General features: G+C 63.4%; 11 protein-coding genes. 7 read left to right on the plus strand and 4 right to left on the minus strand.

Annotated features, from left to right (window positions below; genetic code table 11):
- From IGB42_RS10410 to IGB42_RS10435, 6 genes are read left to right on the plus strand one after another with little or no spacing between them, the layout of a single operon-like run.
- Complete coding sequence (locus tag IGB42_RS10410; protein WP_159671071.1) at positions 1-378, plus strand: GPW/gp25 family protein; 378 nt, start codon at positions 1-3, stop codon at positions 376-378.
- Positions 375-2,789 (plus strand): putative baseplate assembly protein, encoded by a 2,415-nt coding sequence (locus tag IGB42_RS10415; RefSeq protein ID WP_159671073.1) that lies wholly within the window; start codon positions 375-377, stop codon positions 2,787-2,789. The genes IGB42_RS10410 and IGB42_RS10415 overlap by 4 nt, the downstream gene beginning before the upstream one ends.
- On the plus strand, positions 2,786-5,146 hold the full coding sequence (locus tag IGB42_RS10420) for a hypothetical protein (RefSeq protein ID WP_159671075.1): 2,361 nt from the start codon (positions 2,786-2,788) through the stop codon (positions 5,144-5,146). The genes IGB42_RS10415 and IGB42_RS10420 overlap by 4 nt, the downstream gene beginning before the upstream one ends.
- Before the next feature lie 45 nt (positions 5,147-5,191).
- Complete coding sequence (locus IGB42_RS10425; RefSeq protein WP_159671078.1) at positions 5,192-7,465, plus strand: hypothetical protein; 2,274 nt, start codon at positions 5,192-5,194, stop codon at positions 7,463-7,465.
- A 13-nt stretch (positions 7,466-7,478) separates the two neighbouring features.
- Positions 7,479-10,868, plus strand: a complete 3,390-nt coding sequence (locus IGB42_RS10430) for a right-handed parallel beta-helix repeat-containing protein (protein WP_159671081.1) — start codon at positions 7,479-7,481, stop codon at positions 10,866-10,868.
- Between the two features lie 12 nt (positions 10,869-10,880).
- Positions 10,881-11,726, plus strand: a complete 846-nt coding sequence (locus IGB42_RS10435) for a hypothetical protein (protein ID WP_159671084.1) — start codon at positions 10,881-10,883, stop codon at positions 11,724-11,726.
- A 61-nt stretch (positions 11,727-11,787) separates the two neighbouring features.
- Here the strand turns inward: IGB42_RS10435 and IGB42_RS10440 are convergent, their stop codons facing one another.
- From IGB42_RS10440 to IGB42_RS10455, 4 genes are all read right to left on the minus strand, one after another.
- Entirely contained in the window at positions 11,788-14,166 is a 2,379-nt protein-coding gene (locus IGB42_RS10440) for a hypothetical protein (protein ID WP_159671087.1), read from the minus strand.
- Between the two features lie 145 nt (positions 14,167-14,311).
- Positions 14,312-15,094, minus strand: a complete 783-nt coding sequence (locus IGB42_RS10445; RefSeq protein ID WP_159671090.1) for an ABC transporter permease — start codon at positions 15,092-15,094, stop codon at positions 14,312-14,314.
- A gap of 4 nt (positions 15,095-15,098) precedes the next feature.
- Entirely contained in the window at positions 15,099-16,088 is a 990-nt protein-coding gene (locus IGB42_RS10450) for an ABC transporter substrate-binding protein (RefSeq protein WP_201799892.1), read from the minus strand.
- Between the two features lie 51 nt (positions 16,089-16,139).
- Positions 16,140-16,946: an ABC transporter ATP-binding protein gene (locus tag IGB42_RS10455; RefSeq protein WP_159671096.1), complete on the minus strand. Its 807-nt coding sequence runs from the start codon at positions 16,944-16,946 to the stop codon at positions 16,140-16,142.
- Positions 16,947-17,210: 264 nt separating this feature from the next.
- Here IGB42_RS10455 and IGB42_RS10460 point away from each other — a divergent pair, with 264 nt between their 5' ends.
- Positions 17,211-17,963: a GntR family transcriptional regulator gene (locus tag IGB42_RS10460; protein WP_159671099.1), complete on the plus strand. Its 753-nt coding sequence runs from the start codon at positions 17,211-17,213 to the stop codon at positions 17,961-17,963.
- The last annotated feature ends 393 nt before the right edge of the window (positions 17,964-18,356 follow it).

The following is an 18,356-nucleotide window of genomic DNA, read 5'->3' on the forward strand; positions in this document are numbered from 1 at the left end:
ATGGATACGCCTTTTACCAGCCTGCATTACCCGTTCGGCATCGATGCCGGCCGCGGGCAGGCCGAGCAGGAAACCGATTACAGCGCCCATGTCGAGCAACTGGTGATGCAGGTGCTGATGACGGGCCCGGGCGAGCGCATCAACCGTCCTGATTTCGGTTGCGGCGTGCGCCGGCTGGTATTCGCACCCGGTGGCGAGGTAGCGGCAACGCTGGCTCAAACCACGGTTTACCAGGCGCTGAGCCGCTGGCTGGGCAATGTGATCGCCGTCAGCGAGGTGACCGTGCGCGCCAACGATGCCCGGCTGGATATCCGCATCGGCTATGTGGTGAAAGCGCGCGGCGAGCGTCGTTACCTCAACCTGCAGGTGACGCCATGAGCCTGCCTGATCGCATTGCAGAACTGCGCAAATCCAGCCAGCTGAGCGGCATCGATTTCATTTACGTGTCGGCCACGCAAGATCAACTGCAAATCTATTTTGCCCACGACAAGCTGCCGGCAGCGGTCAAATCCGCGTTGGCTGCATTGCCACCAAGCGCTTACCGCATCGAAGCGGAAGGGCAGACCACGCCGGATACCGTGGCCGTGCTGCCGGGCAGTGCGTTCACGCAGATACTGGGGCGCGATGTCCTGCGCCTGCCGCTTGCCGGTCCCGGCGGCTTTGGTTACTACCGGCTGACCGTCGATAGCCTCAAGCTCGATGCGTATTACAACGGCGTGCGCTTTTCGTTCAAGGCGTCGTGCGCCAGCGAGCTCGATTGCGCAAGCGGCCCGGCCGATTGCCCGCCGGAAGCGCAGGTGGATTTCCCGGTGGATTACCGCGCGCGGGATTTCTGGAGTTTCCGCCAGGCGCTGTTCGATTTTGCCTCACAGCGCTATCCGGATTGGCAAGACCGGCTGGAGGCCGACCTGGGCGTGGTAATGGTGGAGTTGCTCAGTGCGCTGGGTGACGAATTTTCCTATGCGCAAGACCGCCTGCTGCGCGAATCCGCACTGGAAACCGCCACGCAACGGCGCTCGTTGCGCCAGCTGGCACAGCGTGTCGATTACCAGGTGGATAACGGCAACGGGGCGTTCGCGTGGCTGGCTTTTACTGCCAACGCCAATGGCAACGTCAAGGGCGGCACCGTGGTAACCGATGCGGCGCAGCAGCTGGCGTTCGAAGTGGGTTATGGCCTTGCCGATTTCGACGAGGATTTTCCGGTCCGCCAGGATCTTAACCAGCTCACTCCGTATATCTGGGATGAAAACGATACCTGCCTGCCCGCCGGCAGTACCAGCCTGACGCTAAGCGGCCACTACGAAGCGCTACTGGCACCGTGGGAGCCAACCGACCCGTTGGGAAAATGGCTGATCCTGCATACGCTGCCGACCGATCCCGCCAAGCCGGAACGCAGGCTGGCTGTGCGGGTGGTGTTTGCGCATGACAGCAGCGATGTGCTGCTGGGCAACAACGTCACCATTATCCGCTGGGATGCTCCCACGCCATACCCGCTGGATCTGGAAACGCTGGTGATTTTGGGCAATATCGTGCCGGCCACGTCCGGGCGTACATTGCCGGCACGCAGCCTGCCGCCACTGCGTTTCCGCATCGGCGCTGCCATCAATCCGTCTGACCCGGATGCCGGCTTGCCGCAAGCCATCGAGCGCGTGGGCATCAACAACGCGCTCGATTATGCGGCCGAGCAGGCACGCATCAAATACCTGTACTCGTTGCCCGATTCAGATCGGGTGCCATTGGCCTGGTATGCGCACAAGGGCGCCAGCCGCCCGGAAATCGAAGTGGTGCAGGAAGGCAATGCCGAGCTGTGGCAATGGCAACAGGCGCTGATCGGTGAGGAAACCGCAACGGCCACCGCGCTGGCATTCGTGATCGATGACGGACTGTACCGGCGCGTGTTCGGCGTGGAGCGCTTTGGCAAGATCACCGAGCTGGTCGATTACGCCAGCGATGCGGGCGCAACGCTGCGCTTTGGCGATGGCGAATTCGGCCTGGCGCCGCCTGAGGGGGAAGTATTTGCCGTCCGCTACCGGCTGGGCAATGGCCGGCTGATGAATGTCACTGTGGATACGCTGGTGCGCTTTGATAGCCAGCCGGCGTTTGTCGATGCGGTCAGCAATCCGCTGGCTGCCACCGGAGGGCGTGATCCGGAAAGTACGGAGCAGATCCGTATCAATGCACCGCAGGCATTCCGCGCCATCACGCAGCGTGCGGTGCGCCCCGAGGATTACGCCGAGATCGCCGGCCGCCTGCCGTGGGTGCAGCAGGCCGGGGCAACGCAGCGCTGGACCGGCAGCTGGCCCACGATGATGGTCACGCCGGATGCACGCGATGCCTACGGGCTCAGCAACGCGCAACGCGACGAGCTTGGCGCGCTGCTGGACCGTGTGCGCCAGGCCGGGCGGGAAACAAAGGTGCTGGCGCCACGCTACGCCAGTTTCGATCTGGAAATCTGCATCTGCGTACAGCCCAATGCCTACCAGGGGGAGGTAAAGGGGCGGGTGCTGCAGGCCTTGTTCGGCGGCGACGGCATGAGCGGTTTTTTTGATCCGGACAACTTCACCTTCGGCACGCCGCTATCGCGTGCGGCTTTGCTGGCAGCCATCCAGCGCGTGCCGGGCGTGAAGGCGGTGGAGGGCATGCAGGTACGGCGGCGCGGCTGGTTCGGCTGGCGTGCATTCAACGAGTTTTCCATCGCCATCGCCGCTGACGAGGTGGTGCGCGTCAGCAATGATCGCGATCTGCCCGAACGCGGTGCAGTCAAACTGATCATGGAGGGCGGCGTATGAGCTGCGTGTGCGATAGCCATTCCTTCCCGCAGCCGCGCGCCATTCCGGCTGCGCTGGCGTCGGCTTTTTTCCGCCCCGCACATGCGCTGGGTACGTTTGGCGAATGGCGCGGTGCGCTGCTGGCCGGCATCGGCAAGGCTCCGGCGCTGCATAACTGGCGTGCGCGGGATGGCCACGATTTCGGCCTGATGCTGGTCGAAATGGGCGCCTATGTGTTCGATGTGGTCAGCTTCTACGATACGCTGGTTGCCGGCGAAGCCTATCTGCATACCGCAGGCCTGCCGGGCGCGCAGCGCCGGCTGGTTGAATTGCTGGGCTACCAGGCACGCCCGGCCATGGCTGCCAGCGCCTTGCTGGCTGCGGAGGCCGATGGCAAGCAGCCGGTGAAGCTCGCCCGGGGCACGGCATTCCGCAGCAGCGCGTTTGCCGGCCAGCCGCCGCAAATTTTCGAGCTGGATACCGATGCCGCCATTGACCCACGTCTGAATGGCCTGGCGGTGGCCCGGGTGCGTGGTACCACCTTGCCGGGTAGCTTCAGCTGGTTGCTGGCCGAGCCCGGCAGCGTGCGCTTGCAGGCCGGCGATGCGGTGGTGCTGGAGATCAACGGCCAGCTGCATGCACGCCGCGTGGCGAGCGTAGTGGCTGAGCCACTGCGTGCCAAAGTGCCGGCAACGCGCATCACATTCTCCAGCAGCATCACACCGCCAACTGGCGCTACCTACGCGCAAGTGCACTTGCTGGCACCGGGTGCGGTCACCAGCGTGTGGGGGCTGGCTGCGGGCACGGGGGAGTCGGCTGCGGTCAGCGGTAGCCAGATTGCATTGGCTGGCACCCATCCGATACGCAGCGGGCAGATCGTGTTGCTCGAGCAGGGCAGCGCACTGGAAGTACACCGTGTGGCCAGCAGTACCGAAAACCAGCGCACGGTGCTGGCCTCGCTGTCGAGCACGATTACCGACAGTGCCAGCCACACCAGTACGCTGGTCAGCCCGCCGATCAAGCTCGGCAGCACCACCATCACGCTCGATAGCGCGCCGGGCATCACGCTCAATGCCACGTTGGCCAGCATCCATTACGCGCTGTATCCGGCAGCCCGGGTGCTTGCGCCGATTCTCGATACGCTCAGCCAAGGTGATCCGGTCTATCTGCCCGGCCTGCTCGATCCGGCGCGCGTGCCGCTCAACGGCGTGCTGCTGCAGGATGCGCACGACGAAGGTGTTGCTACCAACGGCAGTCTCAGCGCCAGCACCCATGCCGCCACGCTGAACGCCACCCCGGCATGGGGCAAGACGCTGGCTGCACCGGTCACGCTGTACGGCAACGTGCTGCAGGTATCGCGTGGCGAAAGCGTGCATGGCGAAGTGCTGGGGCGTGGCGATGGCGCACAGGCTACGCAGACATTCAAGCTGCAGAAAAAACCGCTGACTTATCTATCCGCCAGTAACGCCAGCGGCGTGGCCAGTTCGCTGTCGGTGTGGGTGGGTGGTGTGCGCTGGCACGAGGTTGCCAGTTTTTACGGCGTGGATGAAAGCACCCAAGTGTACACAGTGCGCCACGATGAAGCGGGCGAGACTTATATCCAGTTTGGCGGCGCTGCCCGGCTGGCGTCCGGCGTGGTGGTCAGCGCCGATTATCGCCATGGCGCGGGGCAGGCAGCGCCGCCTGCCGGCTTGATCAAGCAACTGGCCAAGCCGGTAGCCGGCCTCAAGGGCGTGCGCAACGTGCTGGCCGCGTTTGGCGGCGCCGATGCGGAAAGCCCGGCCGAGCTGGCCGCGTATGCACCGCGCTCGGCCTTGCTGCTGGGGCGGGCGATCTCGCTGGCCGATCTGGAAGCGGCCGCTGCGCAGGCTGCCGGCGTGCGCGCGGTGAGGGTCAGCTGGCGCTGGGATGAAGGCGGGCAGCGCCCGGCTGCGGTGGTCAATTACATCGGCGATCCGCAGCTCAAACCGGCCATCAAGGCCAAATTGCGTGCGCTGTCGGAGCTGGATGCGCCCATCCAGGTAGAGCCGGCCTTGCCGCAGTACGCATCGTTGTCGCTGGCGGTGCAGGTGCACCCGGATCACGTGCCGGCCACTGTGGTGGCGGCTGTACTGCAGGCGCTGTACGCCGAGCCCGATCTGCCCGGCAGTGGCGGCCTGCTGCGCGCCGAGCGGCTGGGGCCGGATGGCCCGGTATTCCTCAGCCAGCTGGTCGAGGCGGTGATGGCGGTGGCCGGCGTGAGCGGCGTGCAATCGCTCAGCTTCAACTACGCGCCGTTCATCCAGACAGCGCAAAGCCCGGCAGCGGGGCATTACTTCGATTTCGGCAGCAGCGGTGTGATCGTCAACGGCAACGTGGTAAACGGGGTGGCAGCGTGATGCACACAATAACCGGCAAAAGCGCCAACAGCCAGGGAGCACAGCATGCCCAACGCCCGTGACGGATACCGCGAATACCTGGCGGAAAAGCTGTGGGAATGGCTGCCCGCCATCTACCGCGAAATGGATGCCCAGCAAGGCAATGGCGCACTGCGTGCACTGGTGGAAACGCTGGCCGCACAGGCGGCAGTACTCAAGCGCAGCCAGGATCGCTTGTGGGACGACGCGCATGTCGAGCTTGCCGATGACTGGGCAATCCCCTATCTGGCAGAGCTGGTCGGCACGCGGTTGGTTTCGGCACTCGATCCGCGCGCGCGGCGCGTGGATGTGGCCAAAACCATTTACTACCGCCGCCGCAAGGGCACGCTGGCGGTGCTGGAGCAACTGATTGCCGACATGACCGGCTGGGACGGCAAGGTGGTGGAGGAATTCCGCCGGCTGGCCCGCACCCGGCACGGGCTGGACGGCATTGCCATGCGCGGCAAGCAGACCGGCACGCCGGAAGGGGGGCTGGCCGATTTGCGCCAGGCACGTGGCGCGCTGCTGACCGGAGACCCGTTCGAGGAATTCCACTACACGCCGGACATCCGCCGCCCTTCCGGCTTGCACGCCGGGCGTGGCGCTACCAGCGTGCGTGGCCAGCGCGGCATCAGCAAGCTCAGCTTTCATCTGTACCGCCTGCATAGCGTGGCCTTCCACGGCGTACAACCCAAGCGGATGAAGAACCTTGCCGGCCAGTGGAACGGCTGGACCTTCGACCCCAGCGGCCGGGATATCCCGCTGTTTTCCTCCCGCAGCGCTGAACAGGACTGGGGTGCGTGGCATACCGCGGATGAATGGGCATTGCCGCGTGCCATCACCTGCCGTTTGCTGGGTGAAACCTGGTTCGAGGTCGGCGACGAGGAAGTCGCTTGGGTACAAACCACGCCATTGATCGGTACCCACGCGCAGAGGCAGGCTGCCGCCGCCGATTTGCGCCTGCTGCACGGCCAGCGCTTTGCGCAGCGCGATACATTGCTGGGGGTGATCAAGGGCTTGCCGGCTGGTGCCGTGCTTAGCCAGCCGGGGGTATTTGCCGAACTGCTGCGCCGGGCGCGCGTTGCCGATTGCGGCAGCACCGCGTTGCTGCCGGATGCAGGCTGGGTAATCGCCGATGGCCTGCGTGCGGTGGTGGTACAGGATGGCGGCGGCGTGATCGGCCGCGACGATACGCGCTCGGCAAAGCTGGAAGGCTTCAATCTGCCACTGGTCAGCCAGGTACGGCTGCTGATCGAGCCCGAGCGTGGCCGGCTGGTGTTCGATCGCAAGGGCACGCTGGCCAGTGCGCGTGTCAGCTACCACGTGGGCATGGCGGCACCGATTGGCGCCGGCGCCTATCTGCGCGATATCGATGTGGCTGCAGCACCGGTGCTGTGGCAGAACGCGACCACCGCGCCCATCCCCGCCAGCGGCCAGGTACTGGTCAGGGACAGCACCACCTATGCCAACCCGCCGGACCAACTGGCGGTGATCGATAGCGCGGTGGTTGGCGGCGAGGGACAGCGCCCCTATATCACACTCAGCAACCACTGGCGTTTCGCCGCCGCGCAGGACGATGCCCAATTGCTGCTGGATGGCTTGTGGGTCGGAGCCACTGCGCCACATAGCATCTACCTGCAAGGCAATTTCGAACGCGTGGAGCTGCGTTACTGCACGCTGGATCCGGGTGGCGTGGATGCACTGGGCAACACGCTGGCACCCATCCCGCTGATCATCCGCGGCTATGTCGAGGAGCTGGTGATCGATCACTGCATCCTTGCCGCGATCCGCATCGAAGGTAGTGCATCGATGATTGCGCACCTCACCATCAGCGATAGCATCGTGCATGCCAGCAGCGGGCTTGCCATCGATGCCTCGCAGGCGCACGTGAGCGCCCGCCGCGTCACGGTGATCGGGCCGGCGCTGGATGCGGCCACGGTGAATGTGGAGCAGCTCGATGCCAGTGAAATGCTCATCGCCGGCATCGCCAAGGTGACCGACACCCAGCATGGTTGCTTCCGCTTCAGCGCACGCGCGCCGGATTCACGCGTGCCGCACCCGTACGAATCACATTTCATCACCGATCTGCCGCGCGTTTTTGCCACCACCCGCTTTGGCGATCCGCATTACGCCACGCTCTCGCCGGTGGCACCGGCGGAACTGGCGCGCGGTGCCGAGAACGGCAGCGAGATCGGCGCGTTTGCAGCACAAATTGGCCCGATCCGGGCTGCCAGTCTGGCAGCCAAGGTCGAGGAATACCTGCCGTTCGGCCGGCTGCCGAACTTCATTACAGATAATTGAGGGAGAAACCGCGATGTCCGCAGTCGACCTGTCGCGTAACGCGACCGACTTTTTCAAGCGCTACAACGGCGTACGCATGCAGCAGGGCCGGGTGCTGACTGACGATGATTTCAATGAAGCCGCCCAGCTGGATCTGGAAGACCAGCGCCGCACCCGCCTCGATACCATCGGCGCCTATGGCACGCCGGACAACGGCTTCCTGCTGAAAAACCCGCAAGTGGTAAACGGCAAGCCCACCTTCACGCTGGCCGCCGGTTCGCTGTACCTGGGTGGCTTGCGGCTGGAACAGCCGGTGGATGAACCGTTCCACCTGCAAAAAGACTGGCTGTTTTTCGACAGGGCAGCCGATTGGCCATCTGCGCCGACCTCTGGTAGCCGCATCGACCTGGTGTGGATAGAGGCGTGGCAGCAGCCGGTGACCGCCGTCGAGGATGGCGAGCTGTTCGAAGTGGCATTGGGTGGGCCCGACACCAGCGCACGGCTGCGCACCATGCGCCGGGTTTATGTGCAAACAGGCGTGAACACCGAGGAATGCCCGGAAGCCTGGGATGCGCTCAAGAATAGCTGGTCTGCACTGGGCACGCTGGCCGCCGATTACGAGTTGGCAAGTACGGCAAAATTGCAGGTGAGCTTCACCGTGCCGTCGGAAACCACCAATCTGTGCGCGCCACCGCAGAACGGCGGTTACCTGGGCGCGGAAAACCAGGCCATCCGCGTGCAGATGGTCGATGCCACGCACTACACCTGGGGTTACGACAACGCCGCGCCGCTTTACCGCGCCTTGCTCACCACATCCAACAACAAGCGCGTGAAGCTCAAGCTGCTGACCGAGCCCAAGGATGCGGTGCACTGGCCGCTGCACGATCAGGTAGTGGAAATCCTGCCGTGGTCGGCAGCGCTGCCCAATGGCGAGCGCGTGGCAGAGCTGGCTGGCCACCTGACCAAGGTGGCCAGCAGCTACAACCCGGACAGCGCCGAATTCACCATCGTCGATGAACCGCCCACCGGCTTTGAAAACCGCTGGGAAGGGCGTGATGACCAAGCCAGCTTCTTCAATGGCCAGCCCGAGCAGCGCTATGTATACGTGCGCATCTGGAATCGCGGTGATGACTTGGCCTCACCGGCCAAAGTCCCACTGGCAAACAATGTGCTGGGCCACACCGGGCTGTCGATCACCTTCCTGGGCGGGCCGCTGCGTGCCTATGACTACTGGATCATTGCCGCGCGCCCGGCCGCACCCAATGTGGTCACCCCGTGGGTGCTGAAATCCGGCGCGGCCGCGCATGGCCTCAAGCGCTATCGTGCGCCGCTGGGGCTGATCCGCTGGACTGCCGATGGCAGTGGCGTCACCGGCCTGGTGATCCACGATTGCCGCCGCCCCTTCCTGCCGCTGACCAAGATACGTAATTGCTGCGGCGTAACGGTAGGCGATGGCACCAACAGCTTTGGCCAGTTCACGTCGATCAACGCTGCCATAGCCGCGTTGCCAGCCACCGGTGGCTCGGTCTGCATCCTGCCCGGCACCTATGAAGAAACCGTGTACGTGATCGGGCGCAAGCACATCACGCTGCATGGATGCGGGCCGCGCTCGCGCATTGTTGCGCCGGTCAAGGACAAGAACAACGAGCTGCCGGCCATCTATGTGCAGGAAAGCCAGGACATCACCATCGAGGGCCTGGCGCTGGAAGCTGGCTACCTGCCCGCCTTGCTGGTGTGGGAGAGCGAACAGGTCACGCTGACCGACAGCCTGGTGGAAATGCGCGATCAGGCCAGCCCGTATGCTGCGGTTTATCTGCAAGGCGAGGATCTGGCCGTCACGCACTCGGTAATTACCGTGCTGGACGGCAAGCAGGAAGAAACGGCGTTGGCGGGTGGCAGCACATTTGCCGGCAGCAGCGCGCATGGCGGCATCCAGATTGCCGGCGGCAGCGATGGTGTGCGCATTGCCGACAACCGTATCGTTGGCGGCTTCGGCCATGGCATCACGCTGGGCAGCCTGGTGCAATACACCAAGGATGGCGAAGAGAAAGACGTGCCGGATCAGGAACCCACCGATGACGATCCGTGCGATGCCTGCGCACCGCTCAGTATCTTTTTCCTGACCACCGAAGACGACAAGGTGTTCTACCGTTCGCGCGGCGATCTGTACCGGATCGAAATCACCGACAACGATATTCTCGGCCATGGTAGCAACGGTATCAGCGTGTTGCGGCTGTTCGGTATCGTGGAGAAAACCATCGAGCTGATCGGCGTACACGGCCTGCTGATCGCCAACAACCGCATTGCCTACAACCTGTGGCGACAGATTGCGCCCATCCCGGCGCAGTTCCGGCTGTTTGTCACCTATGGTGGCGTGGTGCTGGCGCAGGTGAGCGATCTGGTGATCGAGCACAACCTGATCACCCGCCACGGCATCACGCGCGGCAGCCCCGCATCCGGCGTGTATGCAATGCTGGTGCAGGGCGTGCGCATCGAGCACAACCAGATCATCGACAACGGCCCGGCCGACAAGGAACCGGTTTCCAGCGCGCAGCCCGGTTTGCGTGCCGGTGTGCATATCTGGATTGCGCTGCCCGCGCATGCGGCCAGCAAGCAGAAACGCGCCGATGCACTGTTGCATCGCAAGGCCACCGCGCAGGGTAGCGAGCAATTGCGCATCCACGACAACGTGATTTCGCAGCCGCTGGGGCAGGCACTATTCATCCTGGCAGCCGGGCCGCTCGCCATCACCGACAACCGTTTGTCCAGCCAGGGCACTACCTCGACCGGGCTGCAATTGCTGGCGTCCACCGTGGTGGCCGCCGATATCGGCATCAGCCGCGAATGGTCGATCGGCTTGCTGATCACGCTGGTGCTGCAGATATTCAGCAAATCGTCGCCGGGCGGCTCGCATTACGGCAGCAAGATCTGCGATATCTCCCGCTTGGCGATGTTCACCAAGGCATTCAAGCCGGCCCTGCCCACCGGCAAGCTGCTGTTCAGCGATAACCAGGTCAGCTACGACAGCCTGGCCGACGAGGATGATCCGCAGGGCTTTGCCATCAGCTCGGCGCTGCTGTTCTCGCTGGACGACGTTGCTGCCATCAGCAACCAGTTCGAATTCGGCGCGCAGCAGCAGCTGGCGTTCATCGACTTGCTGGCGTTTGGCGTATCGATCCGCGTCAACGACAACCGCCTGACCGAAACCTGGGGGCGCAGCTTCTTGTCCGGCTATACGCTGGGGCTGATGAATACCACCACGGATAACCAATCCACGCATTGCCTGGCCGGCAATGGTTTTCTTGAATCGATACACGATAACCTGGCGCTGGCCGAGGCCTTCTGCGAAGGCGCGTGCAGCAAACAAGGCGCGAAAGCGCTGGCTGCCTTCCTCGGCGCGGGTGCGCTGGCTGTCAAATCCTGACCGGAGTGCTGTATGGATACGTTGAAAGGCAATACCAGACAAAACGAACTGCAATTTGCAGGTTTGCTCGGCGCCGTGAAGGCCGTGACCGAAGTGGCGCCGCAGGCATTCAATCTGTTGCAGGCGCTGGGCCACGGCGCTGCGCAAGGGCAGGAGCGCGAGGCCAAGCGGCTGGCCAAGAAGCATGGCGATAACGATGCCCGGGTGCAGGCCGCACTGCTGCGCAGCGAGGCGCTGCAGCAGGTGGCTGCCAATGTCACGCTGGGTTTGTCCCGCGGCGGCAAGGTGTTCGAGACCGCCGTGCAGGGCAATCTGTTCCACGGTTACGTGATCGATGCGCAGGGCGATCCTGCGGTCGGCCATACCGTGCAACTGTCGCTGGAAAATGCCACCGAAAACCGCATCAGCCTGGCGGACAAAACCGATCAGGATGGCTACTTCCGCATCTGGCTGGGTGGCAAATCCGAGCATGTAAAAGGGGAGGCGACGGTAGAAACCCGCACGAACGCGTTGTTCGCCAGCCTGGGTAGCCGGCTGGCAAACCAGCTGTACAAATCGGACAGTGCGCCGGAAACAAAGCTTGCCGAAGAAGTGCTCAAGAACCGGCGTGAAGAGGCTGTCGCCAAGGCGAAAGAGGCCGAAGCCGTAGCCGCCGTCTCGACATCCGCTGCGCCGGCAACCCCGGCACCGGGTGGCAGCGGCTCCGGTACCGATGCCGGCTACGGCGAAGGACTGGAAAGCCGCGTGCAGATTTTCAACAGCGCGGGCGAATTGCTGCTGGAAGACGATGCCCCGCCGGTATTCGGTCACGGCGACGAGGGCATCGATTCGCAGTTCCGCTATTACTCGCTACCCTGATCCGCTTCGCTGCGGTACCTGATGCAAGGGCCTGTTGGCATGACAGGCCCTTGTTTTTTGCTCAATCCAGCGTGACGAACAGCGCGGACGTCCATACCCGTGATTGATCACGCTGCCTTGCGGTGATGAACAGCGGGTGCTCGGTGCCCGCTGCCAGTTGCAGTGCGCCCAGGTCAATCTCACCCTGCACCTCGCGCGGCAGCGCCGCAGCAGTGATGCGCTCCAGCGTGATATGCAGTTCGGTACCGGCAAGATCCTGGCGATGGCTGGCCTGCTGCCGCAGGGCCGTGCCCGTCACGGCGATTTCTGCGTGCGGTGCATGCACATGCGCTTGCGGTTGCAGCGGATCGCCCACCTTGATGTAGCTGTCGATGCGCGCCTGCACGCTGATGAATACGCCATCGCCCAGCCCGGACAGATCGAGCTCGATGCTGTCCTGATCGCCACTGGTCACGGTGCGAAAAGTCAGCGTGTTCGCCCCGGTGCGCCAGCAGGTTTGCTCCGGATGATCGAAGCCGAATGCGGCAAAGTCCTGCAGCACAGCGCCGCGGATGGTGATTTCGCCGCTCCAGTACGCCCCGCGGTAGCGGTCTTTCAACCGTGCCCCGCCAAGGCGGACGCGCACGCGGCCAGCGGCAAAACCCAGCTCCTGCTGCAGCTGGCGCTGCCAAATCAGCTGTTCGCCACGATACAGGCTGATTTCTTCCCAGCCCTGATCGCCCAGCAGCCGGTATTGCAGCGGCTGCTGGCTGCTGCCGGCATAGGCTTCGCCCATCTGGTACTGACCATGCCACAGGCTGGCAAAGCTGCGCTCGCCGGTGGTGGCAAAGGTGCGGCGCTGGCGCAATGCGCTGGCCACACCGGCACGGTCGAACCGGCTTGCCAGTACGCCGGTCAGCCCGCCGCGTGAGCCGAATACCGCCGTGGCCGGCACGCCGCCACCGCAACGGCCCTGGTGCTCGTCGCTATTGGCTGCGGCGCCCATGCGGTAACCGCGCTGCAATGCCTCGGCATATACCCAGTGGAACTGTCCCCACGCGGAGCCCACCTCGATCAGCCGTTCCAGCTCCGGGTGGTGCCAGTCCAGGTTGCAGCGGCGCCCGCCCACATGCGGCATCATCAGGTGGCCTTCCGGGTCTTTGGCATAGGCGGCATAGAGTTCATCCACCGGCCAGGTACCGGGCACGATGGTGCCATGCGTGTGTTCGTTCCATTCGATGGAGCGCACCATGCGGCCGTGCTCGTCATACGGGAACTCCGGCTTGCGCCCATGCAGGAACACCACGTTGCGGTCACCTCCGGCGCTGGAGTTGCCGCACCATTCGGTGCCGGGAAAGCACACGAAACGGCCCGGTTCGTTCAGGCTGTGGATCAGTTCCACCGCCTTGTCCCAGCGTGCTTCGGTGATGTTGAAATCGTTGGCGGTATAGCCCAGCACATCCAGCCCGGCTACATCGCGGCCGTAGCTCAGGTTGTACAGGGTATCGTTGGTGCCGATGGTATCGTCCGAATGCACATGCAGGTCTGCATACAGCGGGCGTTGCTCTCCCAGATCGGCATCCAGCGTCACGAATGCCTGCGATGCCGCGATATGCGGCGCATGCACGCTGGCGGCCAGCCGCCATTCCCCCGCTTGCTGCGGGGCCAGATCGGCAATGCGCAATGCCGCCCAGCCGTGCGCAGGCAAAGTGAATGGCTGGTTTACCACGCTACCGTCCGGGCCGGACAGTTGCAGCGCACCGTGCAAGGGCAGATCGCGGCAGGTATTGCCCCATGCATCGTCCACCCGCACGATGGCATCGAACGCCTGCGTGGTGCCTACCAGCCGTGGTGCTACCACATGCAATGCAACGGGGGCACCGGGCACGATATCGAGCGTGACGTCCCCGGGTACTTCGGCAAACTTGGAGCTGCCCAGCGGGTCGATGAACATGCGGAAGCGGAAGTCTTTTTCCACGAAGCTCTGCACCCGGGTACCCGCGCCACCCTGGCGGCGATCACCCAGCCGGATCACGATGTGATCGCCGGGATTCAGGTAGCCATCCACGATATCGATGATCACCGCTTTCTGGAATGGCCGCTCATGGCCTTTCTGGTCGAAGCGTACTTTCAGCCGCTGCACGGTGGCGGCGCTTTGCCCCGGCACCAGCGCCCCGGCGTGGTATTCGGCTGATACGAAGTTGGCTGCTGCCGGGTCACTGGTCTGGAACAGCGCCCAGTCCGAATAGAACTTGAATGCCAACTTCAGCCAGGCACCATCGGCCAGGCCAATACCGCCCACTTCGTATTCCAGCAGCAGTTCCGTCCATTCACCCGCTACCAGCGTATCGCGGTCGCAACTGATGCTACCTAGGAATGGGCGCTGCTTGTTCAATGCATACAGCCCTTGCGGCGCGGTATAGCTACCAGCCTCATGGGCCGGATCAAAAACGTGGGTCATGCTGATACTCCTGCCATCGCTCTGGATGGCTGCAAATGCTGTGCGCTGGTTAGAGCACCTGACTTGTAACGGGGGACCCGAACGGGAGGTGCTGAGCGGGGCGCGCCGAGCGAGGGCATGCGTTCAAAACACGGGTTCAACTGCTTCACGGTCGCCAAGCCTGGTAATGCTGATCCAGCCTGCGGAACAGCAGGCTTTCCGCCAGCCATGCCATCACGCCGATCAATGCAATGCCCAGCAATACCTGCGCGCTGTTGCCGATCTGGCCGCCCATCGCCACCATCCAGCCGATCCCGCGCGATGCGCCGATCATTTCCGCCGCCACCAGCGCCCGCCATGCCTGGCTGAAGCCGATGCGCAATGCGGCGGTCAGCGCCGGCAGCGATGCCGGCAGGTACACATGCCACAGCAGTTGCGCGCGGCTGGCGCCCAGCGTTCTGGCTGCGCGGATCGCGCCGATCTGGATGGCGCGCACGCCTTCCTGGATGGTCACCACCATCGGGCACACCGCGGCGATGAAAATCACCACGATGATGGCGAGGTTGCCGATACCGAAAATGATCAGCGTCAGCGGTGCCCATGCCACCGGCGGAATAGCCATGAACAGTGCATTGAGCGGGGTGACGAATTGGCGAAAACCGGTGGATAAACCCGCCAGCGTGCCGATCACCATGGCAATGACGGTTGCCGCCGCAAACCCTGCCAGCTCGCGCCCCAAGCTGGCCAGCAACTGCTCGCCCAGGCTGCCTTTTTGCAGCCAGCGCCAGCCTTCCGCCAATACAGCCCACGGCTGCGGCAACACGTAATCGGGAAAGCGGCTGGCAATCAGCATCCACGCCAGCAGCAGGAAGGGCAGCGATGCCCAGCTCCAGTCGGGCTTCAAGCGCCAGCCGGCTTTTGCTGTCCACGGTGGCTGCAAGCGGCGCATGCGCTCAGCGACCTTGCTCGGCACGCTGCAGCCAGCTGGTATCCACTACCTGTTCCACCTTCAGCGGCTTGCTCATGAAGCCCAGGCTGAGCGAGTAATCCATCAGGCGCTGGATGAACTGCTGATCCTGCGCTTCCAGCTTGTACGCCCAGCCCAGCCGCTTGCGCGCTTCCTGCACCACGGCCACGGGCTCGATCACCTTGTTGCCGTTCCTGATCTGTGCAATCTGGAATGCATCGGCGATGATGCGGTTGGCTTCGTCCGGGTTCTTCTGCAAGAACTCGATCGCCCTGATGTGCGCGCGCAGCACCTTCACCGTATCGTCCGGGCGCTCTTTCAGCGTTTTGGTCGGCGCCATGATCACGTACCACGGGTAATTGGGCAGCTTCTGGTTGACGTCCAGCACCAGCCGGCCACGTCCGCTCAGCAGCGATTCGGAAGCAAACGGCTCCCAGGTGAAAATGGCATCCACCTGCTGGTTCTGCAGCGCCACGGCCATGTTTGCGGGCGGCATCGATACGATATCCAGGTCTTTTTCCGGGTCCAGTCCGCCGATCTCCTTCAGTACGAAGCCGCGCAGCAGCACATCCATGCCGCTGCCCTTGGCCACACCGGCGAGCTTCTTGCCCTTGAGGTCTGCCACGGTTTTCACGCCTTCGCTGCGGTCGGCAATCACTGCGGCCTGCCCATAGTTCACCTTGGCGATGATGCGGCTATCCAGCCCGCGCGAGAACCACTGGTAAACCGGCGGCGCGCCGATATAGGCAATGTCCAGCTCACCGGCCGCCAGCGCCTGCTGCACGATGGGGCCATCGCCAAACGACTTCACCTCCACCTTCAGCCCTTCGGCGGCGTAAAAGCCTTTCTTGTCGGCAATGATGGCCGGCGCGTTGGCCATGGCGTACACCCAGCCGATGCGCAGCGGCGGTTTATCTGCCGCGCGCGTGCCGGTGGAAAACAGCGTCGCCAGTGTGGCAACGGCTAATAAGGGCAAGATCAGTCTGGATCGCATATCAGGCTCGCAAATGGAAATGGGTAAGGGCAATCAGGGTGCCGAGCAGGCAGCAGGCTGCAGGCCGGCAATGCATTCGGTCAGCGTATTGCGGTACTCGGCAAACTGCGCCAGCCGGCGCGTGGCCTGGCTGCGCTGGCGCGGCAGGTCAATATTCAGCTCGCTGCGGATGCCGCCCGGTGCGGGGGCCAGCACCACTACGCGGTCAGCCAGGAACACCGCCTCATCGATATCGTGGGTGATGAAAATCACCGTTTGTTTCAGCAGTGACCACAACCGCAGCGTTTCTTCGTTCAGCTTCATGCGGGTGATGGCATCGAGCGCAGCAAAGGGCTCGTCCATCAGCAGCACCGTGGGTTCGAGTGCCAGCGTGCGGGCCAGCGCCACGCGCTGCTGCATGCCGCCGGATAGCTGGTGCGGCAGGCGGCCCGCCGCATCGGCCAAGCCCACCAGCGCCAGATAATGCAATGCACGCTCGCGCTGTTCTGCCGCGTCATGGTGGCCGGCCATGCGCAGGCCGAAGCGCACGTTGTCCAGCGCGTTCAGCCATGGAAAAAGCTGTGGCGACTGGAACACATAACCCAGCGCCGGGTTTTCCGGCTGCACCGCAGCACTCGCGAGGCAGACGTGGCCGCGATCCGGCTGCATGAAACCTGCCAGCAGATTGAGCAGCGTGGTCTTGCCGCAGCCGGATGGCCCCAGCAACACCAGGAATTCACCCGCATGCGCAGCGAGGTTCAAGCCACGGAATACCGGCTGGCCATCGGGATACGCGAAATCGACATCCCTTACCTGGAAGTGCGGCGTGGTACGGGTGGGGTAGGGGGCAGCGGGTTGCATGATGGGTGGCCGATGGTGTTGATCGTATGCCTGCCGTGGCCGGGATGATGCACCGGAAAACCATGGCAAGGCGTGCAGGATGCAACAATACGTATTAATACAAGTTGGTCGAAATAATTTGTTTGTATATTCTTATGCGGCCAGTAGTCGTGATAGCCGCTTTAGCCGGCACAAGCCCCGTGCGCGCTACCTATCACCCCCGCTTCCCTGATGCTGGCCTGCATGGGGCTGCATCCCCGAAACCACCAGAAAAGCCTGCTTGCCATGACGCTGCTCCGTCAAAACGTCACCTCGCTGTATGAACAGATCGCCGCCACCCTGCAGGCTGAAATCAACGCCGGCCAGTACGAACCCAGTGGCAAACTGCCGTCAGAGGCCGAGCTGTGCACGCGCTTTGCGGTCAGCCGCGTGACCGTGCGGCTGGCGCTGGGCAAGCTCACCGGGCAAGGCGTGGTCGAGCGCAAGCAGGGCAAGGGAACTTACGCCAGCGGCAAGCGTATCCGCCATGGACTCGATACCCTCACCGGCTTTTTCGATGCGCTGGTGGCACAAGGCATCACGCCGGAAATGCGCCTCGTCACCAAGGATCGCGTCCCGCTGCCGGATCACCTCAAGCCCTTGTTCGGCCCGGCAGTGACTGAATGCCTGTTGTTGTGCCGCCTGCATCTGGTGGACGGCGAACCCGTCGCACTGGCTTGCAGCCATCTGCCCGTGGAAGTGGACAAACTTTCCTGGCAGTACGCCGAACAGCATTCCACCTATACCTTGCTGGCCGATAGCCTGGGCCAGCCGGTAGACCACGCGGATCTCGCTATCCGCGCCCAGCCTGCCGACAAGGAGCAGGCGCGCCTGTTGGGGGTACGCACCAATGCCGCGCTGCTGGTGATGGCCCGCGTATCCCATCTGGCAGATGGCCGTGTTTGCGATCACACGGTGTTCTACATCCGGCCAGAGCGTTACGAATTTGTGGTCAGCAGCGCCAGCGGTGCCAGGCTGGCCAACCGGGAAGACCGTTAAGCAGGTTCATCCTGAGCCCCGCACGAGGTTTCGCTGCTCAACCCGGCTTTCTTCACCTGTTGCGCTGCGCGTAGTACGTTGCCCCCGGCAATGCGGGTGCTTCGTTTGGCAGACGATGTTGCCATTTCCCGGTGTGCTTCCTGGTTCTTCCTTACAGGGGCTTCAGTATGCGATGACAATCACATGTTGCTCATTTGCAACAACTATTTTCCATGTTTCAAGTCCAAACCCGCAGTGGTCGTGAGTGCCGGGCAGGTTCCATGTTGCTGCCCGATTACCTCCGACGAAAGGCGTTGACCCATCTCATGCCACTCCCATATCGTGCGGAAGTTTTTTTGCTTAAACAGCCGTAAGTAAGTTTTTTTACGACTAATTCTTACAATATTGGGTTGC

Source organism: Andreprevotia sp. IGB-42, from assembly GCF_009848685.1.
In the GTDB taxonomy this organism is placed as follows: Bacteria; Pseudomonadota; Gammaproteobacteria; order Burkholderiales; family Chitinibacteraceae; genus Andreprevotia.

Bases quoted from the DNA above. Each gene is read 5' to 3' on its own strand.
- IGB42_RS10425 (WP_159671078.1), top strand. From the start codon at position 5,192: ATGCCCAACGCCCGTGACGGATACCGCGAATACCTGGCGGAAAAGCTG.
- IGB42_RS10430 (WP_159671081.1), top strand. From the start codon at position 7,479: ATGTCCGCAGTCGACCTGTCGCGTAACGCGACCGACTTTTTCAAGCGC.
- IGB42_RS10455 (WP_159671096.1), bottom strand. From the start codon at position 16,946: ATGCAACCCGCTGCCCCCTACCCCACCCGTACCACGCCGCACTTCCAG.
- IGB42_RS10415 (WP_159671073.1), top strand. From the start codon at position 375: ATGAGCCTGCCTGATCGCATTGCAGAACTGCGCAAATCCAGCCAGCTG.
- IGB42_RS10435 (WP_159671084.1), top strand. From the start codon at position 10,881: ATGGATACGTTGAAAGGCAATACCAGACAAAACGAACTGCAATTTGCA.
- IGB42_RS10410 (WP_159671071.1), top strand. From the start codon at position 1: ATGGATACGCCTTTTACCAGCCTGCATTACCCGTTCGGCATCGATGCC.
- IGB42_RS10445 (WP_159671090.1), bottom strand. From the start codon at position 15,094: ATGCGCCGCTTGCAGCCACCGTGGACAGCAAAAGCCGGCTGGCGCTTG.
- IGB42_RS10460 (WP_159671099.1), top strand. From the start codon at position 17,211: ATGACGCTGCTCCGTCAAAACGTCACCTCGCTGTATGAACAGATCGCC.
- IGB42_RS10440 (WP_159671087.1), bottom strand. From the start codon at position 14,166: ATGACCCACGTTTTTGATCCGGCCCATGAGGCTGGTAGCTATACCGCG.
- IGB42_RS10420 (WP_159671075.1), top strand. From the start codon at position 2,786: ATGAGCTGCGTGTGCGATAGCCATTCCTTCCCGCAGCCGCGCGCCATT.